Origin of the sequence: Sphingomonas sp. CCH9-F2, from assembly GCF_001556735.1 — a bacterium.
Classification (GTDB): domain Bacteria; phylum Pseudomonadota; class Alphaproteobacteria; order Sphingomonadales; family Sphingomonadaceae; genus Sphingomonas; species Sphingomonas ginsenosidimutans.
Window position 1 is genome coordinate 1 of record NZ_LSJO01000450.1, and the last position, 19,387, is coordinate 19,387.

General features: G+C 64.2%; 17 protein-coding genes and 2 pseudogenes. 3 read left to right on the forward strand and 16 right to left on the reverse strand.

From position 1 onward, the window contains the following. On the forward strand, positions 1 to 211 hold a 211-nt coding region (locus AX685_RS12445), incomplete at its 5' end, for a sugar transferase (protein ID WP_197418601.1). Between the two features lie 15 nt (positions 212 to 226). On the opposite strand, the gene AX685_RS12450 is transcribed toward AX685_RS12445, so the two are convergent. The 14 genes from AX685_RS12450 to AX685_RS12515 all read right to left on the reverse strand — a co-directional run bounded on the left by AX685_RS12450 (position 227) and on the right by AX685_RS12515 (position 16,418). Then, positions 227 to 1,639, reverse strand: coding sequence for a right-handed parallel beta-helix repeat-containing protein (locus AX685_RS12450; protein WP_082740864.1), 1,413 nt, complete (start codon positions 1,637 to 1,639; stop codon positions 227 to 229). A 3-nt stretch (positions 1,640 to 1,642) separates the two neighbouring features. Continuing rightward, positions 1,643 to 2,599: an FkbM family methyltransferase gene (locus AX685_RS12455; protein WP_082740866.1), complete on the reverse strand. Its 957-nt coding sequence runs from the start codon at positions 2,597 to 2,599 to the stop codon at positions 1,643 to 1,645. Then, positions 2,596 to 3,903 (reverse strand): hypothetical protein, encoded by a 1,308-nt coding sequence (locus tag AX685_RS12460; RefSeq protein ID WP_066489160.1) that lies wholly within the window; start codon positions 3,901 to 3,903, stop codon positions 2,596 to 2,598. Before AX685_RS12460 ends, AX685_RS12455 begins: the two co-directional genes overlap by 4 nt. A gap of 7 nt (positions 3,904 to 3,910) precedes the next feature. Next, positions 3,911 to 4,747, reverse strand: coding sequence for a hypothetical protein (locus AX685_RS12465; protein ID WP_066489162.1), 837 nt, complete (start codon positions 4,745 to 4,747; stop codon positions 3,911 to 3,913). Then, positions 4,744 to 5,526 carry a hypothetical protein gene (locus AX685_RS12470; RefSeq protein ID WP_066489165.1) on the reverse strand — a complete coding sequence of 261 codons (783 nt, stop codon included), beginning with the start codon at positions 5,524 to 5,526 and terminating at the stop codon, positions 4,744 to 4,746. The genes AX685_RS12465 and AX685_RS12470 overlap by 4 nt, the downstream gene beginning before the upstream one ends. A 3-nt stretch (positions 5,527 to 5,529) precedes the next feature. Then, entirely contained in the window at positions 5,530 to 6,771 is a 1,242-nt protein-coding gene (locus tag AX685_RS12475) for a hypothetical protein (RefSeq protein WP_066489167.1), read from the reverse strand. A gap of 38 nt (positions 6,772 to 6,809) precedes the next feature. Continuing rightward, on the reverse strand, positions 6,810 to 7,640 hold the full coding sequence (locus AX685_RS12480) for a 2OG-Fe(II) oxygenase (protein ID WP_066489174.1): 831 nt from the start codon (positions 7,638 to 7,640) through the stop codon (positions 6,810 to 6,812). Beyond that, positions 7,637 to 8,788, reverse strand: coding sequence for a DUF1972 domain-containing protein (locus AX685_RS12485; protein WP_197418602.1), 1,152 nt, complete (start codon positions 8,786 to 8,788; stop codon positions 7,637 to 7,639). The genes AX685_RS12480 and AX685_RS12485 overlap by 4 nt, the downstream gene beginning before the upstream one ends. After that, positions 8,788 to 9,657 (reverse strand): class I SAM-dependent methyltransferase, encoded by an 870-nt coding sequence (locus tag AX685_RS12490; protein ID WP_066489176.1) that lies wholly within the window; start codon positions 9,655 to 9,657, stop codon positions 8,788 to 8,790. The genes AX685_RS12485 and AX685_RS12490 overlap by 1 nt, the downstream gene beginning before the upstream one ends. A 9-nt stretch (positions 9,658 to 9,666) precedes the next feature. Next, on the reverse strand, positions 9,667 to 10,746 hold the full coding sequence (locus tag AX685_RS12495) for a glycosyltransferase (RefSeq protein ID WP_070321817.1): 1,080 nt from the start codon (positions 10,744 to 10,746) through the stop codon (positions 9,667 to 9,669). Positions 10,747 to 10,875: 129 nt separating this feature from the next. Next, complete coding sequence (locus tag AX685_RS12500; RefSeq protein ID WP_156445788.1) at positions 10,876 to 12,078, reverse strand: hypothetical protein; 1,203 nt, start codon at positions 12,076 to 12,078, stop codon at positions 10,876 to 10,878. A gap of 10 nt (positions 12,079 to 12,088) precedes the next feature. Then, positions 12,089 to 14,287: a GumC family protein gene (locus tag AX685_RS12505; protein WP_066489183.1), complete on the reverse strand. Its 2,199-nt coding sequence runs from the start codon at positions 14,285 to 14,287 to the stop codon at positions 12,089 to 12,091. 40 nt (positions 14,288 to 14,327) lie between these two features. Next, the gene (locus AX685_RS12510) at positions 14,328 to 15,035 is read right to left on the reverse strand and encodes a polysaccharide biosynthesis/export family protein (protein ID WP_066489185.1); all 708 of its coding nucleotides are present in this window, start codon (positions 15,033 to 15,035) and stop codon (positions 14,328 to 14,330) included. Positions 15,036 to 15,068: 33 nt separating this feature from the next. Further along, entirely contained in the window at positions 15,069 to 16,418 is a 1,350-nt protein-coding gene (locus AX685_RS12515) for an O-antigen ligase family protein (RefSeq protein WP_197418603.1), read from the reverse strand. Positions 16,419 to 16,964: 546 nt separating this feature from the next. Between AX685_RS12515 and AX685_RS21070 the strand changes: the two are divergent. Then, positions 16,965 to 17,605: pseudogene (locus tag AX685_RS21070) on the forward strand (replication initiator protein A). A 92-nt stretch (positions 17,606 to 17,697) separates the two neighbouring features. Here the strand turns inward: AX685_RS21070 and tnpC are convergent. Further along, positions 17,698 to 18,772, reverse strand: a pseudogene (gene tnpC / locus AX685_RS23525) (IS66 family transposase); the annotation flags it as partial. On the opposite strand from tnpC, the gene AX685_RS12530 reads away from it, so the two are divergent. Beyond that, positions 18,712 to 19,017: a helix-turn-helix domain-containing protein gene (locus AX685_RS12530; RefSeq protein WP_066489192.1), complete on the forward strand. Its 306-nt coding sequence runs from the start codon at positions 18,712 to 18,714 to the stop codon at positions 19,015 to 19,017. The pseudogene tnpC and the gene AX685_RS12530 sit on opposite strands and share 61 nt — an antisense overlap. A 27-nt stretch (positions 19,018 to 19,044) precedes the next feature. Here the strand turns inward: AX685_RS12530 and AX685_RS12535 are convergent. Continuing rightward, on the reverse strand, positions 19,045 to 19,387 hold a 343-nt coding region (locus AX685_RS12535; protein WP_197418604.1), incomplete at its 5' end, for a sensor histidine kinase.

Genomic DNA, 19,387 nt, shown 5'->3' on the forward strand with positions numbered 1-19,387 from the left:
ACGGGGTCCCTTTTGGACGCCGATAGGGGGTCCTTTTTGGACGCCGATTGACAGGGCCCAGATCAATCAGGGCCATGTTGCAGACGTCAGTGACGTAAAGGAAAAGCTCAACCTCGACTTCTATTACGTGAAGAACTTTTCGCTGTGGCTTGACCTTCTGATCATCCTCAGGACGGCGCAGACGATGGTCACCGGCAAAGGCGCGCGTTGACCGAATAGCGGAAAACTAGATCGTCGGCGTGACGGGGCCGGCCCCCAGGTCGAGAGCGACGCCGGCAATGTCGGCGAAAATGTTCCGCGCGACCATGGGCTGGTCGATGCGCCCCGCCAGCAGGATGCCAAACCGGCTGTCGCGGATGCGGTTGCCGGTAACGACCGGACGGATGAGACCGTTGGCGCGGCCCTGGTGCACAAGGCGGATGGCGGTGTCGCCGCATTCCGCAATGCGGTTGTCGATGATGCGGATGCCGCCCAACGTCGCCGAGGAGGATGTCGATTCACTGGCAACCCTGATGGCGTCGCCGGGCGTCCGGATGATCGTGTTGCCCGCGATCAGAACATCGTCGGTTCGGCCGCCATTTTCGCTGATGACAATGCCGTAGCCGCCGCCACCTTGCAGCCGGTTGCCGGTTATCTGCACCGAGCGATTGTCGAAATCACAATAGATGTGGACGTTGCCGCCCTTGTACACCGTCCCGGATCGGTTTGGGTTCGTGACGATGTTGTCGGCGATGGCGATGCGGGTGCAGGCGTTGTAGACGACGATGCCTTGGTAGACGGTGTCGCGCACGATGCACCCCGTCATGCCGGAGTCGGTCGCGGCGTGGAAGACGACCCCCACCTGGTAGGCGTCGTCCCCCCTGCGGCCCGTCAGGACGAAACGGCCTTGAGGTCCGACGATCTCATCGCCGATCTCGAACTGCCCGCTCCCGCCGATCGTGGATGGACGGATCGACAGGGCGGGGGGGCTGCCTTGCGGGAATACCGCCGCCACCATTGCCCGGCCACCCGATGAACTGCGAATCGTCTGACCCGGCGCGAAGCTGCCGTCGATCAGGCCGGTCACGAGGAGGTTACTGTTTTCGGGGCATTGCGCCTTGTTCCCGTCGATCGTCAGGTCGCGCAAATGAAAGTCGACGACGCCATAGCCAGCATATCCCCCTCGCTTCCGGGCATTGGTTTCGGAAAGAGCGGAGAAATCCGGCCCCATCAGCCGGTCCAAGCGCTTGCCGTGCCGTGCGGCCGCAACCTGCCCCTCCACCAGATAGTCAATGCCGACCACGTTGTCGGTGGACCCGGGGGCGGCTTTCAGGATGCTGCGTTCGCGATCGATCCCGACGATGGTCACGCCCGACCGGGGAATAATCGCCGATGCGAGCATGAAATGCCCGGCCGGGATCACAACCTCGCCCCCCCCGGCGTTCGCGATCCGGTCGACCGCCGCCTGGATCGCAGGACGATCGTCCGTCACGCCGTCACCACGCGCGCCAAGCGACCGGACGTCGACGCGCCGTCCGCTATCCCTGAGGGCCGCGGATAGAGACGGCCTGCAGCCGGAGATCCCCCAGAGGCCGGCCAACCCCGCCCGGAGCACATGGCGCCGTTTCGGCCTTGCTTCCGCGAAGACGCTCACCGGCATCGCTTAGCGGTTCGGCCCGATATGCAGGACGAGGTCGCCCATGATCCGCTCTTGCGGATCGCTCACCGTCTGCAGGCAATAGCGGGCATCCGACCATCCGAACGGCAGGCCGGCGACGAAGCGCAGCGCCTTGACGAAACGCGGTGCGCGCCGTGGCGTGATCGGCTGGCTGCGGAAGGTGAAGGCCTGGACCCTCGATCCGAACGACGCCGCGAACTGACCGACCGATACCGACGGTTCCCAGTTCTCGAAGATGACATAGGCAGCCAGGTCGGGCGGAAAGGCCTTCGCTATTTCGGAGATAACGCTCAGCTCGAACCCCTCGACGTCGATCTTCACAACACCGCACCTGCCACCCGATGCGAGGATATCGGCGAAGCGGGCCGCGAACACGTCACGCCCGCTGTGGACGTCGACCTCACGGCGCAGGTAATTCGCCATGTCGAGCGACGAGAAGTTGTCCTTGGCGGAGAGCGTCTCCTGGCTGTAGATATTTTCCGGGGCATCGATGAATGCGCCACCCCAGTTATGCTTCGGGATCATCAGGTTGAGCCTGACGTCCTGGTCGCCGATGCCGAAATTGTTCAGCTCGAACTTTTCCGGATGATCCGAACACGCCGCGTTGACCGCGAGTATCTGGAACGCCAGAGGATTGGGTTCAAAGGCATAGATGCGCTTGAAACGGATGGCGGCCGGGACGGCGGTGAGGCCGATGTTCGCGCCGACATCGATGAAGAAGTCGGCATAGCCATAGTCGGCGCAGGCGTTGAAGAAATCCGCGATATGAGGTTCGTGTGCCCCGCCCACGATCGGATCGACCGAGATGACGTCGCCGGGGCGGACGAACAGCGGCATGGCCGACCGACTCATCCGCTGGAACGTCCGGCCCTTGAGATGACGCCAGCCGACTGCCCAGCCACGCTGGTTCGAAAGGGTGACGTCTGTCGGAAGCACTGTCATCTGTTATCCTGCAAAGGGTCGCTGCTGATCGGGGATGCCGTTCGGCGGTCGGAGATCCACACCACCCAGACCAGAACCGTCCACCATGACGACACATAGGCCCAGGCGAGCGGATAGGGCAGCCCCAACGCGACCAGCGTTAAGGCCGAGAGCAGATACGCGACCAGCCATGCGACGCTCGCCGCGGCGACATGGGCGCCGGCGGCCAGAGCGTAAAGAAGACGGAAGCCGATCGCGCTCGACAACATGGCGCCGCTGCCGACAAGCAGGATCGCGACCAGCATGGTCAGGTCGTCGACGCTCGCGAGCCTGAAGCTCCCGCCCGCGAACAGTAACTGCAGGACGCCCCCCCCGATGATCGGCATCATGGCGCAGGCCGCCAGGGTGATCGCGACCAGCATCATTCCCGTGCGCCGGAAGAGCCGATAGGCGTGCCGGCGCTGACCCGCTTCGATGAGGCGGCCGAAATTGTCCGGGGCGAGCGCGAAGGCACCAGCCGACAGGACGGCCCCGAAGGCCACGACCAGGCGCTGACCAAGTGATTGGAGGGTCAGGGCGCCGGCGCCGATGGCGGGGGCGACGAACGCATCGACGACCGAATAGGACGAAAAGCACGCCGCGCCCGCGACAGCCATCAGCAACTGCCCGTTCTCCCGCCTATCCCAGCGCAGCTGGCCGTGGCGCCAGTCGACGAGGCCGCGAAGGGTGGCAGCCAGGACCGCGCATTGCAGCGCCGTTCCGGTCAGCATCCCCGTCAGCATGACCACGGCTCCGCCGTCACGATGCGTCGCGAGCGCCAGCAGCATTGCCGCCGGCGGCAAGGCACTGGCCCCCAGCGGGACGGCGACCCGCCGATGCGCCGTGCTGATCGCTCCCAGCATGCCGGCACAGGCGGAGCCGGCAGCTACCAGCCAGCCCAAAGCGATCAGCCCCGCGTTCGGCGCCCCGGCCAGCGCGCCGCCAGCACCGCTCGCAACAATCATGCCCGTCGCGCCGATCAGCGTGACGGCCCCGATCCAAGCCAGGATGCGCCGTGCGCCCTCTGCCGCCGCTATCCGTGCCCCGTCACGGTCATGCTTAGCCAAGGCGCGGACGATCTTGGGCGGGAGGACATAGTTGGTGCCCACCGAAAGGCTGCCCATGACGCCAAGTGCCGTGCCGAGAACCGCGAAATAGCGGTCCAGTTCATGCCCGACGCCGAAGCGCCGGGCGATGAGAACCTGCGATAGCAGAGACAGGCAAAGGATGAGGATCTGCAGGGCGCCGAGCCGAGCCGACGGCGCGGTCAGAAGGCGGCGCAACATGGGGATACTACCAGCTGTAGCGGATCGCGTAGAGCAGATGCGCCGCCCAGGTGCGACTCGCCGAACGACGATGACCATGTTCGATGGCGATCGCGTCATAGCGGCGCAGCGCTCGCTCGATCACCGATGCCGACGGAACGGTGCCGGACGCATCCAGCAGGTCGAAGCGGCGAAACATTCGCACCGGAAGTGTGCCGGTGCCTGGCGCCACGAGCGATCCCATCAGCTGGTACTCGGAGAAGTCCCTGGCGCCCTCGCTTCCCAGTACGAGGCGCTCGATGATATCGAGGAACCCGTCACCGTCCATGATCGCGGCGGGCATCATCGCCGGATAGAAGACATTGCCGTTGGCGACGCAGCTGCGTTGCAGGGGGACAATGCCTAGGGCGCGGGCCAGGTGATTGTAGTTCTCGAACGTCTCGTTCGTCGTCAGGATCTTTGGTTCGATGCGCAGCGCGCGCAGCAGGGCGGCGGAGAAAATCGTGTCGCCATCGGTCACGATCGCGCCATCGGGTGCGAGATGCCGGGCGCCGGCGAGCTTCAGATATTGCTGCAGATACCAGATCGGGGAGCGGCCGAACCGACCAAGGCGATCGCCCATTGCGTCCAGGCCCGCACGGACCCCGGCATAATCCGGCACGTCCTCGTCATCGACGATCGTCAGGCCAGCGGGCGCGGCATGATCGCCCCGGCATCGGCGCGGTCGCATCAGGATCAGGCGTGTGCCCTGGTCGAGATGGGCCGCATAATAATCCGCGGCAGCGATGGCCACGGGAAGCGACGCCGGTCCCGACGAGATGATGATCGGCAGCGCCGGCAAGTCCCATTTCGGCGGAACGGTCATGTGCGTGCACCATCGTCGATCGATCGCGCACAGCGCCGGGCAAAGGCGGCGTGGTCGGCGTTCGTCGACACAAGTCGCGCCCCGGCCAGCACGGCCGCCCAGCAGGCGAGCGACGAGCCGTTGGTATGGATCGTGCGAAATTGGCTCATCGCCCGAAACACGTCCCAGCTCGACAGGCCGCCCGTCGGCACCAACCTCGGCCGATCGCCGTCCGCCCGGGCGGCGAGGAGCGAACCGATCGTCGCCTCGTCGTCGGTCATGATCGATCCATCGGCGGGAACGGCCGCGACGGCCGGCCCGGCCAAGTCGCGCGGATCGCGTCCGGCGGCGACGAAATCGGTCAACCGGATGTGAGTGAGGTGCGGCAGCGTCGGTGCGACCAGCAGATTCCCCTCGCGCAGCACACCGCGCCAGCGATCGAGAAGCGATGCGATCGCGCTTGCTGCGAAGCGATCGTAGGCTGACCATTGCTGGAAATAGCCATCGACCAAGACATGTCGCCCTCCCAGGCGGAGCGGGCCTTCCTTGCCGGTAAGCCGTTGCAGGAGCTTGGGCACCCGACACCGCTCCAGCGGGCTCATGCGATCGCGCACCGCGACGATGTCGCTGACCGCCAGCAGCGGCTCCAGCTCCATGTCCCGCTCAACCACATAATGCCCCAGTCGCGCCGTCACCAGCTGCAAGCTGTTGGCGTGCCGTGCATCGGTCAGCAGCGTGGCATAGAAATATTGGAAGAGCTGGTTGCCCAGCCCGCCGTGCAGAATCGCCGTGACCGCCATCCGCTACCTCCCGCAGAAATCGGCAGATGGGGCGTTCAACAGCTTCGTCGTCGTTTGATCCTTTCGAGACGAGATCAGGCCGGCCAGCATCACCATCGGAAAATATTGGAACAGGTAACGGGATTTCTGCTGGAGGCCGGGATAGGTGATGGCAATCAGCGACAGCGCCCAGGTTGCGATCATCGCGCGCATCAGCAGACGCCTATTCCGGTTGCTGGTGCGATCGCGCAGAAAGGCCAGGATGATGACACCGGCGGTCACGCAGTCGACGAGCTTGATTGCGGCCGCCACCTCACGAAACACGAAGTAATTGATCTCCCCGAACTGGATTGAACGAAAGGCGATCGAGAACGGGGAGAGATACAGGAACAGCGCCCTGAACGGCGAAAGCAGGGCGTGAACGAACTCGTTGTCCGAGCTCAGTATGAGCTCGAGGCTCGACAGGGCGCCGCCATATTGGTCCGCAACACCGACATTTTCGCGATCGCTGGCTTGGGTCAGGATCAGCGAGATCATATCCGATGCGCCCGCGGACGACACCAGCAGTACGGCGCCCATGATGAAGGCGCCGCCGATCGGAATGAAGCGGTTCTTGAGCGGGAAGAACAGAACCATGGCCGTGCACAGGATCGCCAGTTCGTGCGGGCGATTGGCGATCAGGACGATCAGGCCCGCCAGTGCCGATATCGCCGCGCCGATATGATTGGGACGAGGACGCGAGAACAGCATAAGCCCGTAGATGACCAATGCCGCACCCATCCAGGACAATATCTCCTTTCCGGGCAGCGCCATCAGGTAGACGGTATGTGGAAACCCGAACAGGAAGCCCCAGCGTATCCTGGGAATATCGATGCGCGCGCAAAGCTCCTTGGCGAGGAGGTAGACCGACCCCGCGAACAGTATCGGATTGACGATAGCGTATGACAGCGCCGATCCGGTCACTCGGCAAAGCCCGGTAAGATAATACATCACCCCGGTTGATGACCATGTGATATAATAATCATCGATGGTCAGGTCGCGGGAGGCGCATAGCTCCCTGGCGTAATAGAGATAGAAGTTTTGATCGCTGAAGTCGGGGTCCTGGATCGACGTATACAGCGAGCCAATATTGCTAAGCGGCCACACAAAAAGGATAATGTTCAGGGCGATGCCGAACAGGGCAAGGCATATGAACGGTTTTACCGAAAGTTCGGTACGTGACGCGGCCAGATCGGCATCCGGCAAGGATTGGCTGCTCGTCGGCATTTTTGAAATACTTGCGTGCTTGAGGTGCGTCAGGGGGATCAGCGCTTGTCGCTGTTGCGTACGGTCTTGCTGCCGAATAGCCGCTGCTTGATGGCGACGAGACGCGGCGTAACGGAGGCGATGAGGCGTTTCGTCGGGCTGGCGTCTACCGGTTGCCATCTGGTCGTCGTCGACAGCTCCGCCAGCTTGCTTTCGTCGGTTTCGAGCGAATAGGCATAGGCGGCGATCGAATTGCGGTACTGGCCTGCGGGAAAGGCCGTCGGCTTGTAGCCGTGCAGCGTATGGTCCTTGGTCAGCATCAGGACGCAGCGGTTGAACAAGGGTTCGATCGCCGCGACGTCTCCGGTGTCACGGTTTTTCAGTTCTAGTGAACCACGATATTCAGGGGACCAATTCTTGTTCATGTAGATCAGTATATTGAGTTCGCGTACCCAGTTTTCATGGCCGGGATGACGGCCGAAATCGGCATGCATGTCGAGGAATGACCCGGCCCCACCGCGATGGATGCCGCCACCGGTAAATGCGGTGTCGACGAACAACGTCCGACCGTACATGTGGCTAAGGGTTTCGGCAAAAGGTTCCGACAACAGGAACCGCTTCAGCTCTTTTCCATACACCCCTATTTCCTGAAGCGCGGGATATTCGAACTTGTTCTTCGCGAAAATATAATCGTTCGATTGGGTATGGTCTTGGAGCGCCAGAATTTCACCATGCAGACCATCGGCAAACGACGCGGGCAGGAAATCGTCGATGATTGCGACGGGGAAGGGCCGGCCGGCAGCGAAGCGCTGGGGGTTCATCGCCTCGCGCATCGTCGCCGATAGCGTCAGGACCGGCGCATCGACGGTGGTCAGCGGCGAACTGGTCATGTCAGCAAGCTTTCGTATGCAAGGGCAATATCCGGCCACCGATACCGTTCTCGGGCGATGTAGGCCATCCTGTTTCCATTGGCCGCCAGCGCGCCGGCGTCCTGCGTTGCGAGCAGCGACCGCAGGTCGGCATCGTCGCGCCAATATGATGCCTGGTTGTCGGTCGTGTGGCGATTGTAGCTGACGTCATAGGCCAGCACCGCGCATCCCAGCGCCATCGCCTCTACCAGGGCCGGGTTTGTGCCACCTGCAGAATGGCCGTGGACATAGGCGGTCGCCTCACGACGCAGGCGTGCGACCACCGTGCGGTCATAGACCGGATCGCGCAGCTCGCAATTGGGCACAGTCCCGAACCGCTCGCGCAACTGCCGAGCATAGGGTGAGTGTTGCCAGTTGCCGACGGCCACAAGCCGCATGCGGGGCGAGGCAGCGAAGGCGGTCAGGATCGCTTCGACGTTGTTCTCGGGCTCGATGCGGCACAGCATCAGGAAATAGGGGGAGGGCGCGACGGCGCGCGACGTATCCTCGGGATCGAAATCGCCGCCATAGGGGATGCAGGCGGAGGATGCGCCATATGCTGCCGCAATATGATCGGCGATGGCCCGGTTGTCGGCGACGACCATGTGGCTGGCCCTTACGGCGATTCGTTCCGAGAATTTCAGGAACCGCCGGGAGAACCATCCCCATTTCGCCCGTCGCCATTCCAGACCATCGATGTTGGTGACGATGCGCACACTGGGGTGAAGCAGGCGGAGAAGCGGCAGGACGATCGCCCCCGATACCCCGAGCAGCAGAATGGCTTGCGCATGGCGGGCCGCGCGAAAGAGGCAGACTGCATCATAGGGGATCGATTGCCACCCGTTTGCCCGCAGGTTGACATAGGCCAGGTCGGCATCGAGGTAGCGAGCCTGCGGTGCCGTGGTGGCAGGTAAATCGGGGGCGCTGCAATAGACGATCACACGCCGGCGACCGCCCCAATGCTCGACCAGGCGCCCGGCCAGTGTCTCGAACCCGCCGTAATTGGGCGGAAGGCCGACGGTTCCGACGATCGCGATGTCATAGTCCCAATGGCCGATGTCGGCGGGGCCCGCGTGGCGGCCTTCGGACCGGTCGGGATTCGCCGGCGACAGGTGGGGCGCCATCGCCATTACCCCGCCTTGCGGGCGTGGAATAGATAGGAGCAATACTGGAAGCCGATCGCGCGCAGGGCGAGTTCGCCGAGGCGGGTCGCGACGCGATAGGGGATCGTGCCGTCGCCCGAGCGGGCGATCGCGGAGATCGTCTCCGACCCCTCGCCGTTGAATTCGCGTCGCGAGAACCCGTACAGGGTCCGCCCGATCACATTGCGGAACAGCAGCATGCCATCGTGCTGGATCGAGGCACCGGCCAGTTCCAGGCCGCTGCGAGTCGTCAGCCGGCGGAGCCCTTCGCGAGAGAACCACCAGTGATGATGGGGCGGAAAGTCGCTCTTGTCGTGAAAACGCCGTTCGATGGTCGGCGACGAGATCGATAGGGTGCCGCCCGGTTTGAGCAGCGGCAGGACCGTCGCCAGGAACGGACCGGGCTGTTCGATATGTTCGAGGACGTCGATCATCACGATTCGATCGAACTGACTGTCGCTAGGCAGACTGTCGAGATCTGGACAGATCCGGCCGGCCAGCCCGTAGAGGCGCTCGCCCGCGGCGACCGCCTCCCGGTTGACTTCCACCCCGGTCACGTCCGCCCCCAGCCCGCGCAGCCGGTCCAGGAAGAAACCCGTGAAGCAGCCGATCTCCAGCACGCGGCATCCGGTCCAGTCCAGTTTCGCAAGCTCGTCATGCGCCCAACGGAATTCCGGCGTGTTCAGGTAGGTTTCGTTGCCATATTTGTCATCGCTGGAATCGTAGTTGAATTCGACCATCGACTCCTGCTCGCGATCGACGAACTTGCCCGTCTGGCAGGCCGGGCAGCGCATCAGGTCGTGCTTGTCGGAGAAGCGCGTTCGCGCGAGGGTCGCCTCACAGATGCAATGGAGCATGGCGATCAGTCAGTCCTTCTTGGCGATGAGCCTGGCGATGGATGGTGCGTGGTCCGCCCCTTCCAGCCGGTAAGTCGTGCGGGCGACCTCGTCGCGGATAAAGCTCGCCATGGTATCCAGAGTATCGTCGTCGATATTGGGATAGGCGTCCATCGGGATGAGGAAAAGAGGGGCGGGCCGCAAGGTGGCGACTGCCCCGACATCGGTCGACACGCAGGAGAGCCCGGCCTGAAGCGCCTCCAGCACGGCCGACGGCAGGCCTTCGCGGTACGACGTCAGCAACAGGACCCCGCCCTCGCGGTAACGGTCCCATGGCACGCCCGCGGTCCATCCGTGATAGGTGACGGCCGGATCCTCGCTCGTGTCCGCGACGCCATGGATGTCCAAGGTGATCGCGGGAAAATGGCGCGCCCGCAGCTTAGCGAACACGTCCAGCGCCATCGCCAGGTTCTTGCGGGGAATGTCTTGCCCGACCCACACCAGCCGCGGGCCGGCGGTCGCCGTCTTGACCACCGTCAGCGGCTGCAGCGGGGCGACGATCTCCGATACGACGGGAACGTCGCCCGCTCCCAGTGCGGCGAGGTCGGCCGCCACTTCGCGGGTGCGCGCCATGACGGTGACCGAGCGCCCCGATCGGCGCAGGCGGGTCAGCAACCTGACCTTTGCGGCGATGGTGAGCCGCTCGATCGCGGTGCGCGCCCACTCCCGCCATCGCGTCGAACGATCACAGGTGGCGAGATAGCGGGCAGGGGCGGTGCCGCCTCCACCCACCGGGCCCCAGATCAGCTGCTCGCCGAAACAGTCCTGATAGACGCCCAGCGGCAGCCACGGCTGGGCACTGTTGGCGATCCACAACCGTACCGGCCTTGCGCCCTCTTGCCGAATGGCCGCGGCTGCCCGATGGTGCCAGATGATCTGCGGCAACAGGTCGGTAAAGCGGTACAATAGGCGCTGCTGGCGAACCGGGCTGGGTACGACCATGAAGGTCAGGCCGGGAAAACGCGTCTCGAACGCCGAAGGCGCCTCGTTATATTCGACATCGGACACGATCGCCCGATCAAAGCCGTTCCGCCATGCCAGATCGATCATGTCGAGGCCCGAACGGTATTCGGAAGCGTAGCGCGAGGATGCGTAGAAGCAGATGATCGTCCCGCCATCGGGGGCGCGATCGGACGAAGGCCCTGCGGTCGTCGTGGATGTCGGTATCGTCATTGCTGGTCACCGGTTCGACGACCGGCGAAGCGCGACGGATTTGAGCGTCACTTCTGCCTGACCGTCGTTGACGGGCCCCTGGACGACGAGGTCGAACTGTACGGCTGCGCAAGAAGGTGGAACGACGAAACCGTCAGTGCTGCGATGTCGTCCGATCTGCGGCGTCGGGGCGATCCTCGCAATGATCTCGCCAGAGGTCCGTGTAAGGCAACGGATCTCCCACGCCAGATCGGCAATCGGTGTGGCGGGCGGCCATTCCAGCACCTCGTCGAGGATCCACCGCCCCGGTTCGAGGATGACGACCCGGGAGGCGCCGATCCCCCGTTCGGTCGGCGGGATGCCGATGGCCAATCCATCCTGCGGATCGAAATCCGCTGTTACGGTGTCGTCGTCGTCCAGCTGCCAGGAAAGCGGCGCGAATGTCCCGTCCGTCGTGCGCGGCGAAAGACCGAAACTGTCCGGACCGCCGATATCGAACCCTGCGACGCGGTGACCGAAGGTTCGGGCAAGCCCGCCGTTGCCGCTGGCCACCAATCGTCGAAGCAGGACGGTTTCATAGGCTCGATGGGAGGGCAGACGACGGCTGCCGCCATAACGAGCGAACAGGTCGATCGCCGCCGGGTAATCCTCGGTCCTGGCCGCATAATAGCCCAAAAATCCCGTCACCCACAGGCGATTGCGCGCCAGCAGCGGGGCAAGCTCGGCCCGAATGCCCTCCTGCGACGCAGCACTCGTCAGGACAGGATACAGAAAGGCACCCGCATCGGGATGGACCGACAGGGCTCGATCGTAATGGACCAGTGCGTCATGGATGTCCTGGCGCGAGACGGCATCCTCGATCTGCCAGAGTTCGACCGGCAGTTCGCGACGGGTTATCGCCGATGCCGCAGCGATCAACTGTCTACTGTGCTCTAATCGTTCATCACCCGGCCCCATCGCGCCCAGCAGTATCTGTAGTGGACCGCTGCTCAGCGGTTCGGCGCGCAGGGCCGCGTGTGCGGCCCCAACCCATACGCTGGTCGCCTGCTGCGGCGTTCCGTCAGGTCCCACCATGCTTTGGTAATAGGCTTTCGTCAGGGCAACCGGATCATGCGGGTTCAGTTGCAATGCGAAGTGAGGCGCGTGCGATCGCGTCGAGAGTAGGATGGCCTGGCGCGCCGCGAGGAAGGACAATGCCGCTGCCGCAATCGCCAGCAGCGCCGCACGCACGGGACGGGACCTAAGCATGGTCTGTGCGCTGGCTGGCTCCATAGGTCTGGCCATAGCCATAGCCATAGCCATAGCCATAGCCATAGCCGCTATCGCTGCGCTGATCGAGCTTGGTGAGGATGGCGCCGAACAGGTGGGCGTGCGCCATCCTCATGCGCGATACAGAGGCGCGAACCGCGCGCAACGGCGCGCCCGCCGCCTCGACGACGAACACGCATCCTTCAACTCCCTGAGAGATCAGGGGCGCATCGGCCAAGCCGAGTACCGGCGGGGAATCGATCACGACATGATCAAAGACCTCCAGGCACTGCGATACGAACGCGCCGAGCTTCTGACCGCTGAGCAATTCCGCCGCACTGGGCGGGGTCGGGCCGGCCGGAATGACTGCCAGGCCGCGATACGTGGTGTCCAGAACCAGCGACTGCCAGTCATCCTGTCCGGCCAATATGTTGCTCAGCCCTGCGTCGTTGCGGGCGCCGACGAGGCGGTGGATTGAGGGCGATCGCATATCTGAGTCGATGAGCAGGATACGCTTGCCCGTTCGGCCCAGGATGACCGCTAGCGCCAGCGCGGTGGAGGTCTTGCCTTCCGATGGCCTAGTGCTCGTTACCATCAACGACTTGGGGAAGCCATGGCTGGTGGTGAAGGATAAGTTCGAGCGGATACTGAAATACGCTTCGTAGACAGGCGACTTGGTGTCGTTCAGATTATAGTCGTTGCTGTCCGCCAGTAGCGGCGTGTGTCCAAGCAGCGGCAGCGCCAAGTCACGCGGCACCTGGGCTGGATCACGAATACCTTCGTCGATCTGCTCCAGCGCGAAGACCAACCCGGCCGACAGAACAACAGCCGCCATCAACGCGATCGCCAGGTTCAGGAAGAGCTTGGGTGACGAAGGCTTGCTGGGTACCAGCGCGGGTTCGGTGATCGCGATGTTGTTTGCGCCGATCGTTCCGGCGACACCGATTTCCTTGTAGCGCTGAAGCAAGGCATCGTACAATTGCCGGTTGGTATCGGCCTCGCGCTGATACACCGTATATTGGATGTTGGCGCGCTGCTGTGCACGGAAGTTGGCCGTCAGTGCCTGCACCTGACTGCGCAACTCATTCTCGCGCTTCTGCGCCTCGGCATATTCCTGCTGGCGGGCCTGGCGGATGCGCTGCGTTTCCCGGGCGATCACCTCGTCGAGCGCCCGCACCTTCTGCCTTGCTTCGGAAGCGGCGGGATAGCCGGGCTCGAACTGGACGCTGAGGCGCGCCTGTTCAGCGACCGCCGTGGCCCGCTGTTCGCGCAGCGCTGCGAGCGTCGGATTGGTGACCGCTTCACCCGCAACGTCGGGATTCGACGCTGCCCTGCTCTGGGCAAGGACACGGGCTTCGACCGCCCGGTTCACGGCGTCGTTCAGCGCTTCGAGATCGGCAGCGGTGAGGGTGCGGCTGGCCTTGGTGCGGCCGTCGACGTCACGCGATTGCTCAAGTGCCACGATATCCTGTTGCTGGGCATAGGCGACGACCTGGCGCTCGGATTGCTCCAACCGCGCCTTGAGGGCCGTCAGTCGTGATTCTAGCACGCGGCGTGCATCAAGGGTGGAGGCGAACTGGCGATCAATGCTGGACGCGATGAATGCCTTGGCCCAGTTGTTCGCCAGGTCGGCCGAAAGCTGGGGCGAGCGGCTGGTATAGGTGAGGTTCACTAGCCTTGACGTGCGCACCGGATCGACGGCGATATTCTTTAGCAGCAGATTGACGATCAGCTTTTCATTCTCGAATCGCTGGTTCCGGTTCGGGCGTTCGACGAAATAGCTTTCGACGCCATGCGCGACGAAGAACTCGCGGTTCGTCACCAGACGGAGATCGCGGGAGACGCGCTCGGCCAGTGGCCGCGCCCGCAACAGGGCATATTGCGTGGCGTAGAATTCGACGTCGCGCCCGGCCTGCTCGGACTCGATGCCCTGGACGTTGGTGATCTGCTTTTGCTCGCGGCTGATCTCCAGCTGCGCCATCGCGCTATATTTGGGCGGCATCAGCAGGGTGACGACGGCCCCCAGGATCAGGCAGGTGCCGAAGATCGCCGCGATGACCCATTTCCACCGCTTCACCGCATTCATGTACTGGACCAGCGCGGGCCGTTTGACCGGATCGCGCGCGAGATCGGGCGTCGTCGGCGGGTCTATGGCCGCGTTCGGCTGGGCGTTGACTGGAAGGGTGTGCATCAATTCAAGACTTTGCAAAACGGCGGGATGGGGCGCGACATCAATTCTGCAACGCGACGATGATCGGCGTTGTCAGCAGCGGCACCACAGCCAAGAAGTCCTTGAAGATCCGGCGTCCGCGAGATTCGCCGACCATCACGACATCGTTCGGAAAAATCTCGGGATCGGCGTACAGTCCCTTGCGTATCGACTTGAGACTGTAGAGCGCGGCATATTGGCGGTCGCTGATCGTGCGTAACACGACCACGTCGTCGAGGGACGAGAACTCGGTGGTGCCCTCGGCGCTGGCGATCGCCCGGGTCAGCGACATGCGCCCCAGAACCGGATAGATCCCCGGCTTCTCCACTTCTCCCTCAACGGTGACGACTTGGCTCACGGTCTTGACCAGGTTGACGGTGGTGCTGGGATTGCGGACGTAGTGGCCGCGCAGGCCGCGATCGATCATAGCCGCAACCTCGCCCGGGGTCTTGCCGGCGGCCTCCAGCGTGCCGACCAGCGGGAAGGAGAGCTTGCCGCTGGCATCGACCTGCACTTCCTTAGCGCTCAGATCGGGAATGCCGAAAACGGTGATGTTTAATTCATCGAACGGCCCGATATAATAAGCGCGCGCCGCCGAGGCCATGTCGGTCGGTCCCGGCGTCGGCAGTTCAGTATCGGCGACGCGCGTCACGCCTGCGATGGGCTGATGATCACGGGATGCGCAGGCCGACAGTGACGCGAAACACAGCAACGCTAACAGCCGGGACATTGAATTCCTCGAAAATCTCGACACCACGGATCGTCAATCCGTTCCTTGGTCGTGCGCAGGCGCCGTAGCGCCAAGCCTTATCCAAAGGCAAGCCACAACCGCCAACGCAAGAAGGCTGGGTACGCGCAGCGGATAATCAACGCTACTGCCGATCCCGAACGCCAGCAACATGACAATTCCCGTCCATCCCCATGCGCGATCGGGAAGAAGCCGCCGCCGGATGATCATCACCGCGCCCGAGCGTGCGACCCAGGCCAGTGTCAGAAGTAATAGCAAGATACCGGGCGCCCCCATCGTGAACGGTATCTCCAACCAGTCATTATGTGCGTGATTTGAATAGGTTGGGCGCAGATCCTGATCGGGTTCGATCAGTTTGTAGGCGACCTCGTAGGTGCCGGGCCCGGGCCCGAAGGGCGCGAATCGGGCCAAATGGTCGAAGACGACCGGCCAGACCTTGAACCGAAGTTCCTGATCGCCGCCGGGATTGGTGAGCCGGGCGAGTGTTTCCGCGCGGGATGAGAGGGTGGCCCAAAGCACGATCGCCGCAAGCACCATGATCGCGGTGGCCAGGGCGATGCGGATGCCCGGCGCTAGGGTGGCAAACTTCCGCTCGGCAGCCATGGCGTATAGAAACGGGAGAGAGACCAGAACGCCGATCGTCGCGGCAAGGCCGCCGCGCGAGCCGATGACCAGCAGCATCGGCAGGATGAGACATGCCAGCAGCAGCGCAACAAAGGGCCGACGCTGGCTGGTGACGTGTCTGCGGCGTTGCCCCGCAATGGTTCGAATGGCGGGACCGGAGGCGGCATAGGTCGCGATGACGGCCAGTACCGATGCGAGAAAGACGGCGTGATGGTTGCGGTTGGCGAATAACCCGACCGCCGCGCCATTGGTTGTCGACCGATAGAGATAAAGCGGCCCGTCGGATGGCCCCAGCATCTGCGCCACGGCGAGCATGCAACTCACCAGCGCCCCGATCATGACGACCGGCGCCAACCCGCGCAACTCGTCATCGGTCAAGCATAGCCCGTTCACCAGGATCGATGCCGGGACGAACAGCGCGAACAGCGCATTGCCGGTCAGCACCGGCGAGATAGACAGTGGGCGGTATACGTCTCCGAGACCGGCGACATGATCGACCCTGACGATGGCATCACGACCGGGTAGACCCTGCCACCAGGCAGGCGGAAGGGGAACGAGATACAGCGCGACGACAAGGAAGGTTGCCGCCATGAAACCCAACATCGTCCGCGCCGTCCGCTGTCGAAGCGCGGGGAGCTGCCACAAGCCATAGAAGGTCGCGATGACCGCAACGGGCCGTAGAAACGGCAGGCTGAGATTATCGAAACGGGAACTGCCGCCCAACAGGAGATAGAAGAGCAACAGTCCGGACGTTATGATGAAGGCGGACGATGCCTTCGGCACAGTTGCCCCGAACAGGCGGCGCCCCGCTTTGTGTCTACCCGCGGTAAGCGACGTCATTCGGGTACCGGCATGGCAAGGGTTCGCTGTCTCGAAGCAAGAAGATGGCTGGTGGCTTGGTCAATGCGATCCGGCCCACCGCCGGCGATGGCCTCGCCGTATGACATGGCGAGTAGCTAGCATATGCGTGGAGGCCGTTCAATGACGGCGCTTGGGGAAGGCGGTGACCATGGTCGCTTGCCCGCGACACCCCTCCCCATTTCCTACTCCAAAGCACGAACTCTGCCCCTTTCTCCTCCCCCGCGCCCTACTGCACGGCTGCGGCCCTCCCCAAAAATTCATGCTCTCGAGTAGGAAATCGCGACGATGACCCGTCCCCTCGCCAAGCCCGCCAAACCCGTGCCGCAGCGCGACCTGTTCCAGTTCGACAGCCCGCTGACCCGCGAGATGCGGGGGGAGCGGCCGCTGATGGCCTTTCCCTTCTTCGCGCTCAGTAAGAATGCCTGTATGAAGCCGCTCAGCTACGAGCACGCCAATGTCTCGATCGAGGTACGCCCCTCGGCCAACGGCGTCGCCACCATCTACGACAAGGAGATCGTCCTCTACATCGCCAGCCTGATGGCCGCGAAGATCGAGGCGCGGGACGAAGGGCGCAGGATTTCGTCTTTACCGCGCACGACCTGTTCTCGGTCACCGGCGCCAACCATTCGGCGCGTTCCTATGCCCGGCTGTCCGAGGCGCTGGAGCGGCTGCAGGGGACGCGGATCAAGACCAATATCGAGGCAGGCGGTGATGGCGAGGAGGGCTTGTTCTCCTGGCTGTCGCAGGCGCGGCTGCATTATTCGCGCACCTGCACCGGCGAGCGCCGGCTGAAGGCGGTCAAGGTCAGGCTGTGCGGCTGGCTCTACCGCGCGATCCTGCGCGACCGCCCAGTGCTCGACTATGCCGCCGCCTATTTCCAACTCGGCCCGATCGAGCGGCGGATCTATGAGGTCGCGCGCCACCGCGGACAAGGACGGGCGGCTGGAGGCGGACCTGGCCACCTTCCGCCTCCTGGTCGGCTATCAGAACCCGCTGCCCAATTCCCGGACCGCGATGCGCACAATCGCGGGCGCCGGCGGCATCCCCCAACTATCGGGTCGAGCTAATCGAGGACGCCGGCGATCCGGCCCCCTCCCCCGCCACTGCCGGGCGCGGGGTAAGCGTGGCGTGGAGACCGCGAATTATGCGGCTTGGTCGGCGGATCTACCGGCGGCATCCAGTTCCACGGCATGAGTTCGTCCCAGCGGCTGGCTGGCCAATCGCCTGCGACCCTGGCGATGACATCGGCGATATAGGCGTGCGGGTCGACGCCGTTGGCCTTGCAGGTCTGAATGACAATGTAGATGGCCGCGGCACGCTCGCGGTCTGCGCGCGAGCCGGCGAACAGCCAGTTGCGGCGTCCCACAGCGATGCCGCGCAGCGCACGCTCCGCGATGTTGTTGTCGATCTCCAGGCGTCCATCGCCGAGGAAGCGCGACAGCGCCGGCCATCGCTTGGTGCCATAGGAGATGCCCCGGGCCATGTCGGACCTGGATGACATGCGGCGCAAGCCGGCGTCGAGTACCTCGCGCAAGGCGTCGACCAGCGGTCGACTTTTCTCCTGTCGGGCTCGCATCGCACGTCGGGTGGTTGGCCGCGGACCTGAGCCTCGAAGCGTAAAGCGCGCCGATCCGCTCGAGGATGTCGGTGGTCAGCGGCGTGGGCGAGCGCTCGTGCAGATCGAAGACCCTGCGCCGGAAATGCGCCCAGCACGCAACCTCGGTGACGCCGATGCGGTACAGCCCGTCATAGCCCGCATAGGCATCCGCCTGGAGAAAGCCGCAAAAGCCGGCGAGATGCGCCATCAGGTGCGCAGCCGTGCGGTCTGGGGTGAAGCGATACCAGGTCGCACGCGGTGCCGTGCCGCCGGACGCCCAGTCGTCTGCGGCATACACCCATAACCGCCTGGTGGCGGTTTTGTCCCGGCCGGGGTCGAGCACCGGCACGGGCGTGTCGTCGGCATGGATCTTATCGGCCTTGAGCAACTCGTCATGGATGCGCGTGGTGATGGGGGCGAGGAGTGCCGCGGCCTGTCCGGTCCAGCCCGCCCGCGTCGAACGGTCGATGTCGAGCCCTTGCGCGGCCATCATCTCTGCCTGGCGGTGGAGCGGCAGATGGTGGTCGAACTTCGAGACGACAACATGCGCCAGCGTCGCGAAGGTCGCCTTGCCCCATGCTGACGGTCGAGCAAAAGCGGCGCAACTATACGCTCGCCGAGCTCGCCGGGGTGACCGAGAGCGCGATCAAGGCGCGTCGGCGGCAATTGCGAGCGCTCGGGCTCGTCGCCGCGCACGGCCGGCGCACCGGGCGCCGCGACGCGAACGGGATCATCACCAGCGGCTATGGCCTCGACCTCTCGCCGCTGCGGGTTCGCTTCGCCGAGCTTCACGCGCTGGCCGAGGCGCAGACCGAGCAGTCGCGGCTGTTCAGGGAAGGGCGGATGGGACGTTGGCGGAGGTTTCGAGCGCGTCCGGGGTGACGGTCCGGGTTTGAACGTCGAACCCGCCTAAGCCGGCAGGTCGATCGCCACCACCAGCCCGGGGGCGGCGTCGCCCAGCCGCACCGTGCCGCCGTGCAGCCGCGCCACCGCCGCGACCAGCGACAGGCCCAGCCCCGCGCCGGTGCCGCCGCGCGCCGTATCGAGCCGGCCGAAACGGCGCAGCGCGGCGTCGCGGTCGGCCGGCGCGATCCCGCTGCCTTCGTCGGCGACCGATACGGTGACCCGATCCTCGCCGGCATCCAGCGCGAGCGTGATCGTGCCGGCGCCGTATTTCAGCGCATTGTCGACCAGATTGCCCAGCGCCTGCCCCAAAAGCTCGCGGTGCAGCGGCAGCGTGGCGGGGGCGGCG

Bases quoted from the DNA above. Each gene is read 5' to 3' on its own strand.
- AX685_RS12455 (WP_082740866.1), bottom strand. From the start codon at position 2,599: ATGACAGTGCTTCCGACAGACGTCACCCTTTCGAACCAGCGTGGCTGG.
- AX685_RS12460 (WP_066489160.1), bottom strand. From the start codon at position 3,903: ATGTTGCGCCGCCTTCTGACCGCGCCGTCGGCTCGGCTCGGCGCCCTG.
- AX685_RS12510 (WP_066489185.1), bottom strand. From the start codon at position 15,035: ATGTCCCGGCTGTTAGCGTTGCTGTGTTTCGCGTCACTGTCGGCCTGC.
- AX685_RS12450 (WP_082740864.1), bottom strand. From the start codon at position 1,639: ATGCCGGTGAGCGTCTTCGCGGAAGCAAGGCCGAAACGGCGCCATGTG.
- AX685_RS12480 (WP_066489174.1), bottom strand. From the start codon at position 7,640: ATGACCAGTTCGCCGCTGACCACCGTCGATGCGCCGGTCCTGACGCTA.
- AX685_RS12465 (WP_066489162.1), bottom strand. From the start codon at position 4,747: ATGACCGTTCCGCCGAAATGGGACTTGCCGGCGCTGCCGATCATCATC.
- AX685_RS12495 (WP_070321817.1), bottom strand. From the start codon at position 10,746: ATGATCGATCTGGCATGGCGGAACGGCTTTGATCGGGCGATCGTGTCC.
- AX685_RS12470 (WP_066489165.1), bottom strand. From the start codon at position 5,526: ATGGCGGTCACGGCGATTCTGCACGGCGGGCTGGGCAACCAGCTCTTC.
- AX685_RS12475 (WP_066489167.1), bottom strand. From the start codon at position 6,771: ATGCCGACGAGCAGCCAATCCTTGCCGGATGCCGATCTGGCCGCGTCA.
- AX685_RS12530 (WP_066489192.1), top strand. From the start codon at position 18,712: ATGCTGACGGTCGAGCAAAAGCGGCGCAACTATACGCTCGCCGAGCTC.
- AX685_RS12505 (WP_066489183.1), bottom strand. From the start codon at position 14,287: ATGCACACCCTTCCAGTCAACGCCCAGCCGAACGCGGCCATAGACCCG.
- AX685_RS12490 (WP_066489176.1), bottom strand. From the start codon at position 9,657: ATGCTCCATTGCATCTGTGAGGCGACCCTCGCGCGAACGCGCTTCTCC.
- AX685_RS12485 (WP_197418602.1), bottom strand. From the start codon at position 8,788: ATGGCGATGGCGCCCCACCTGTCGCCGGCGAATCCCGACCGGTCCGAA.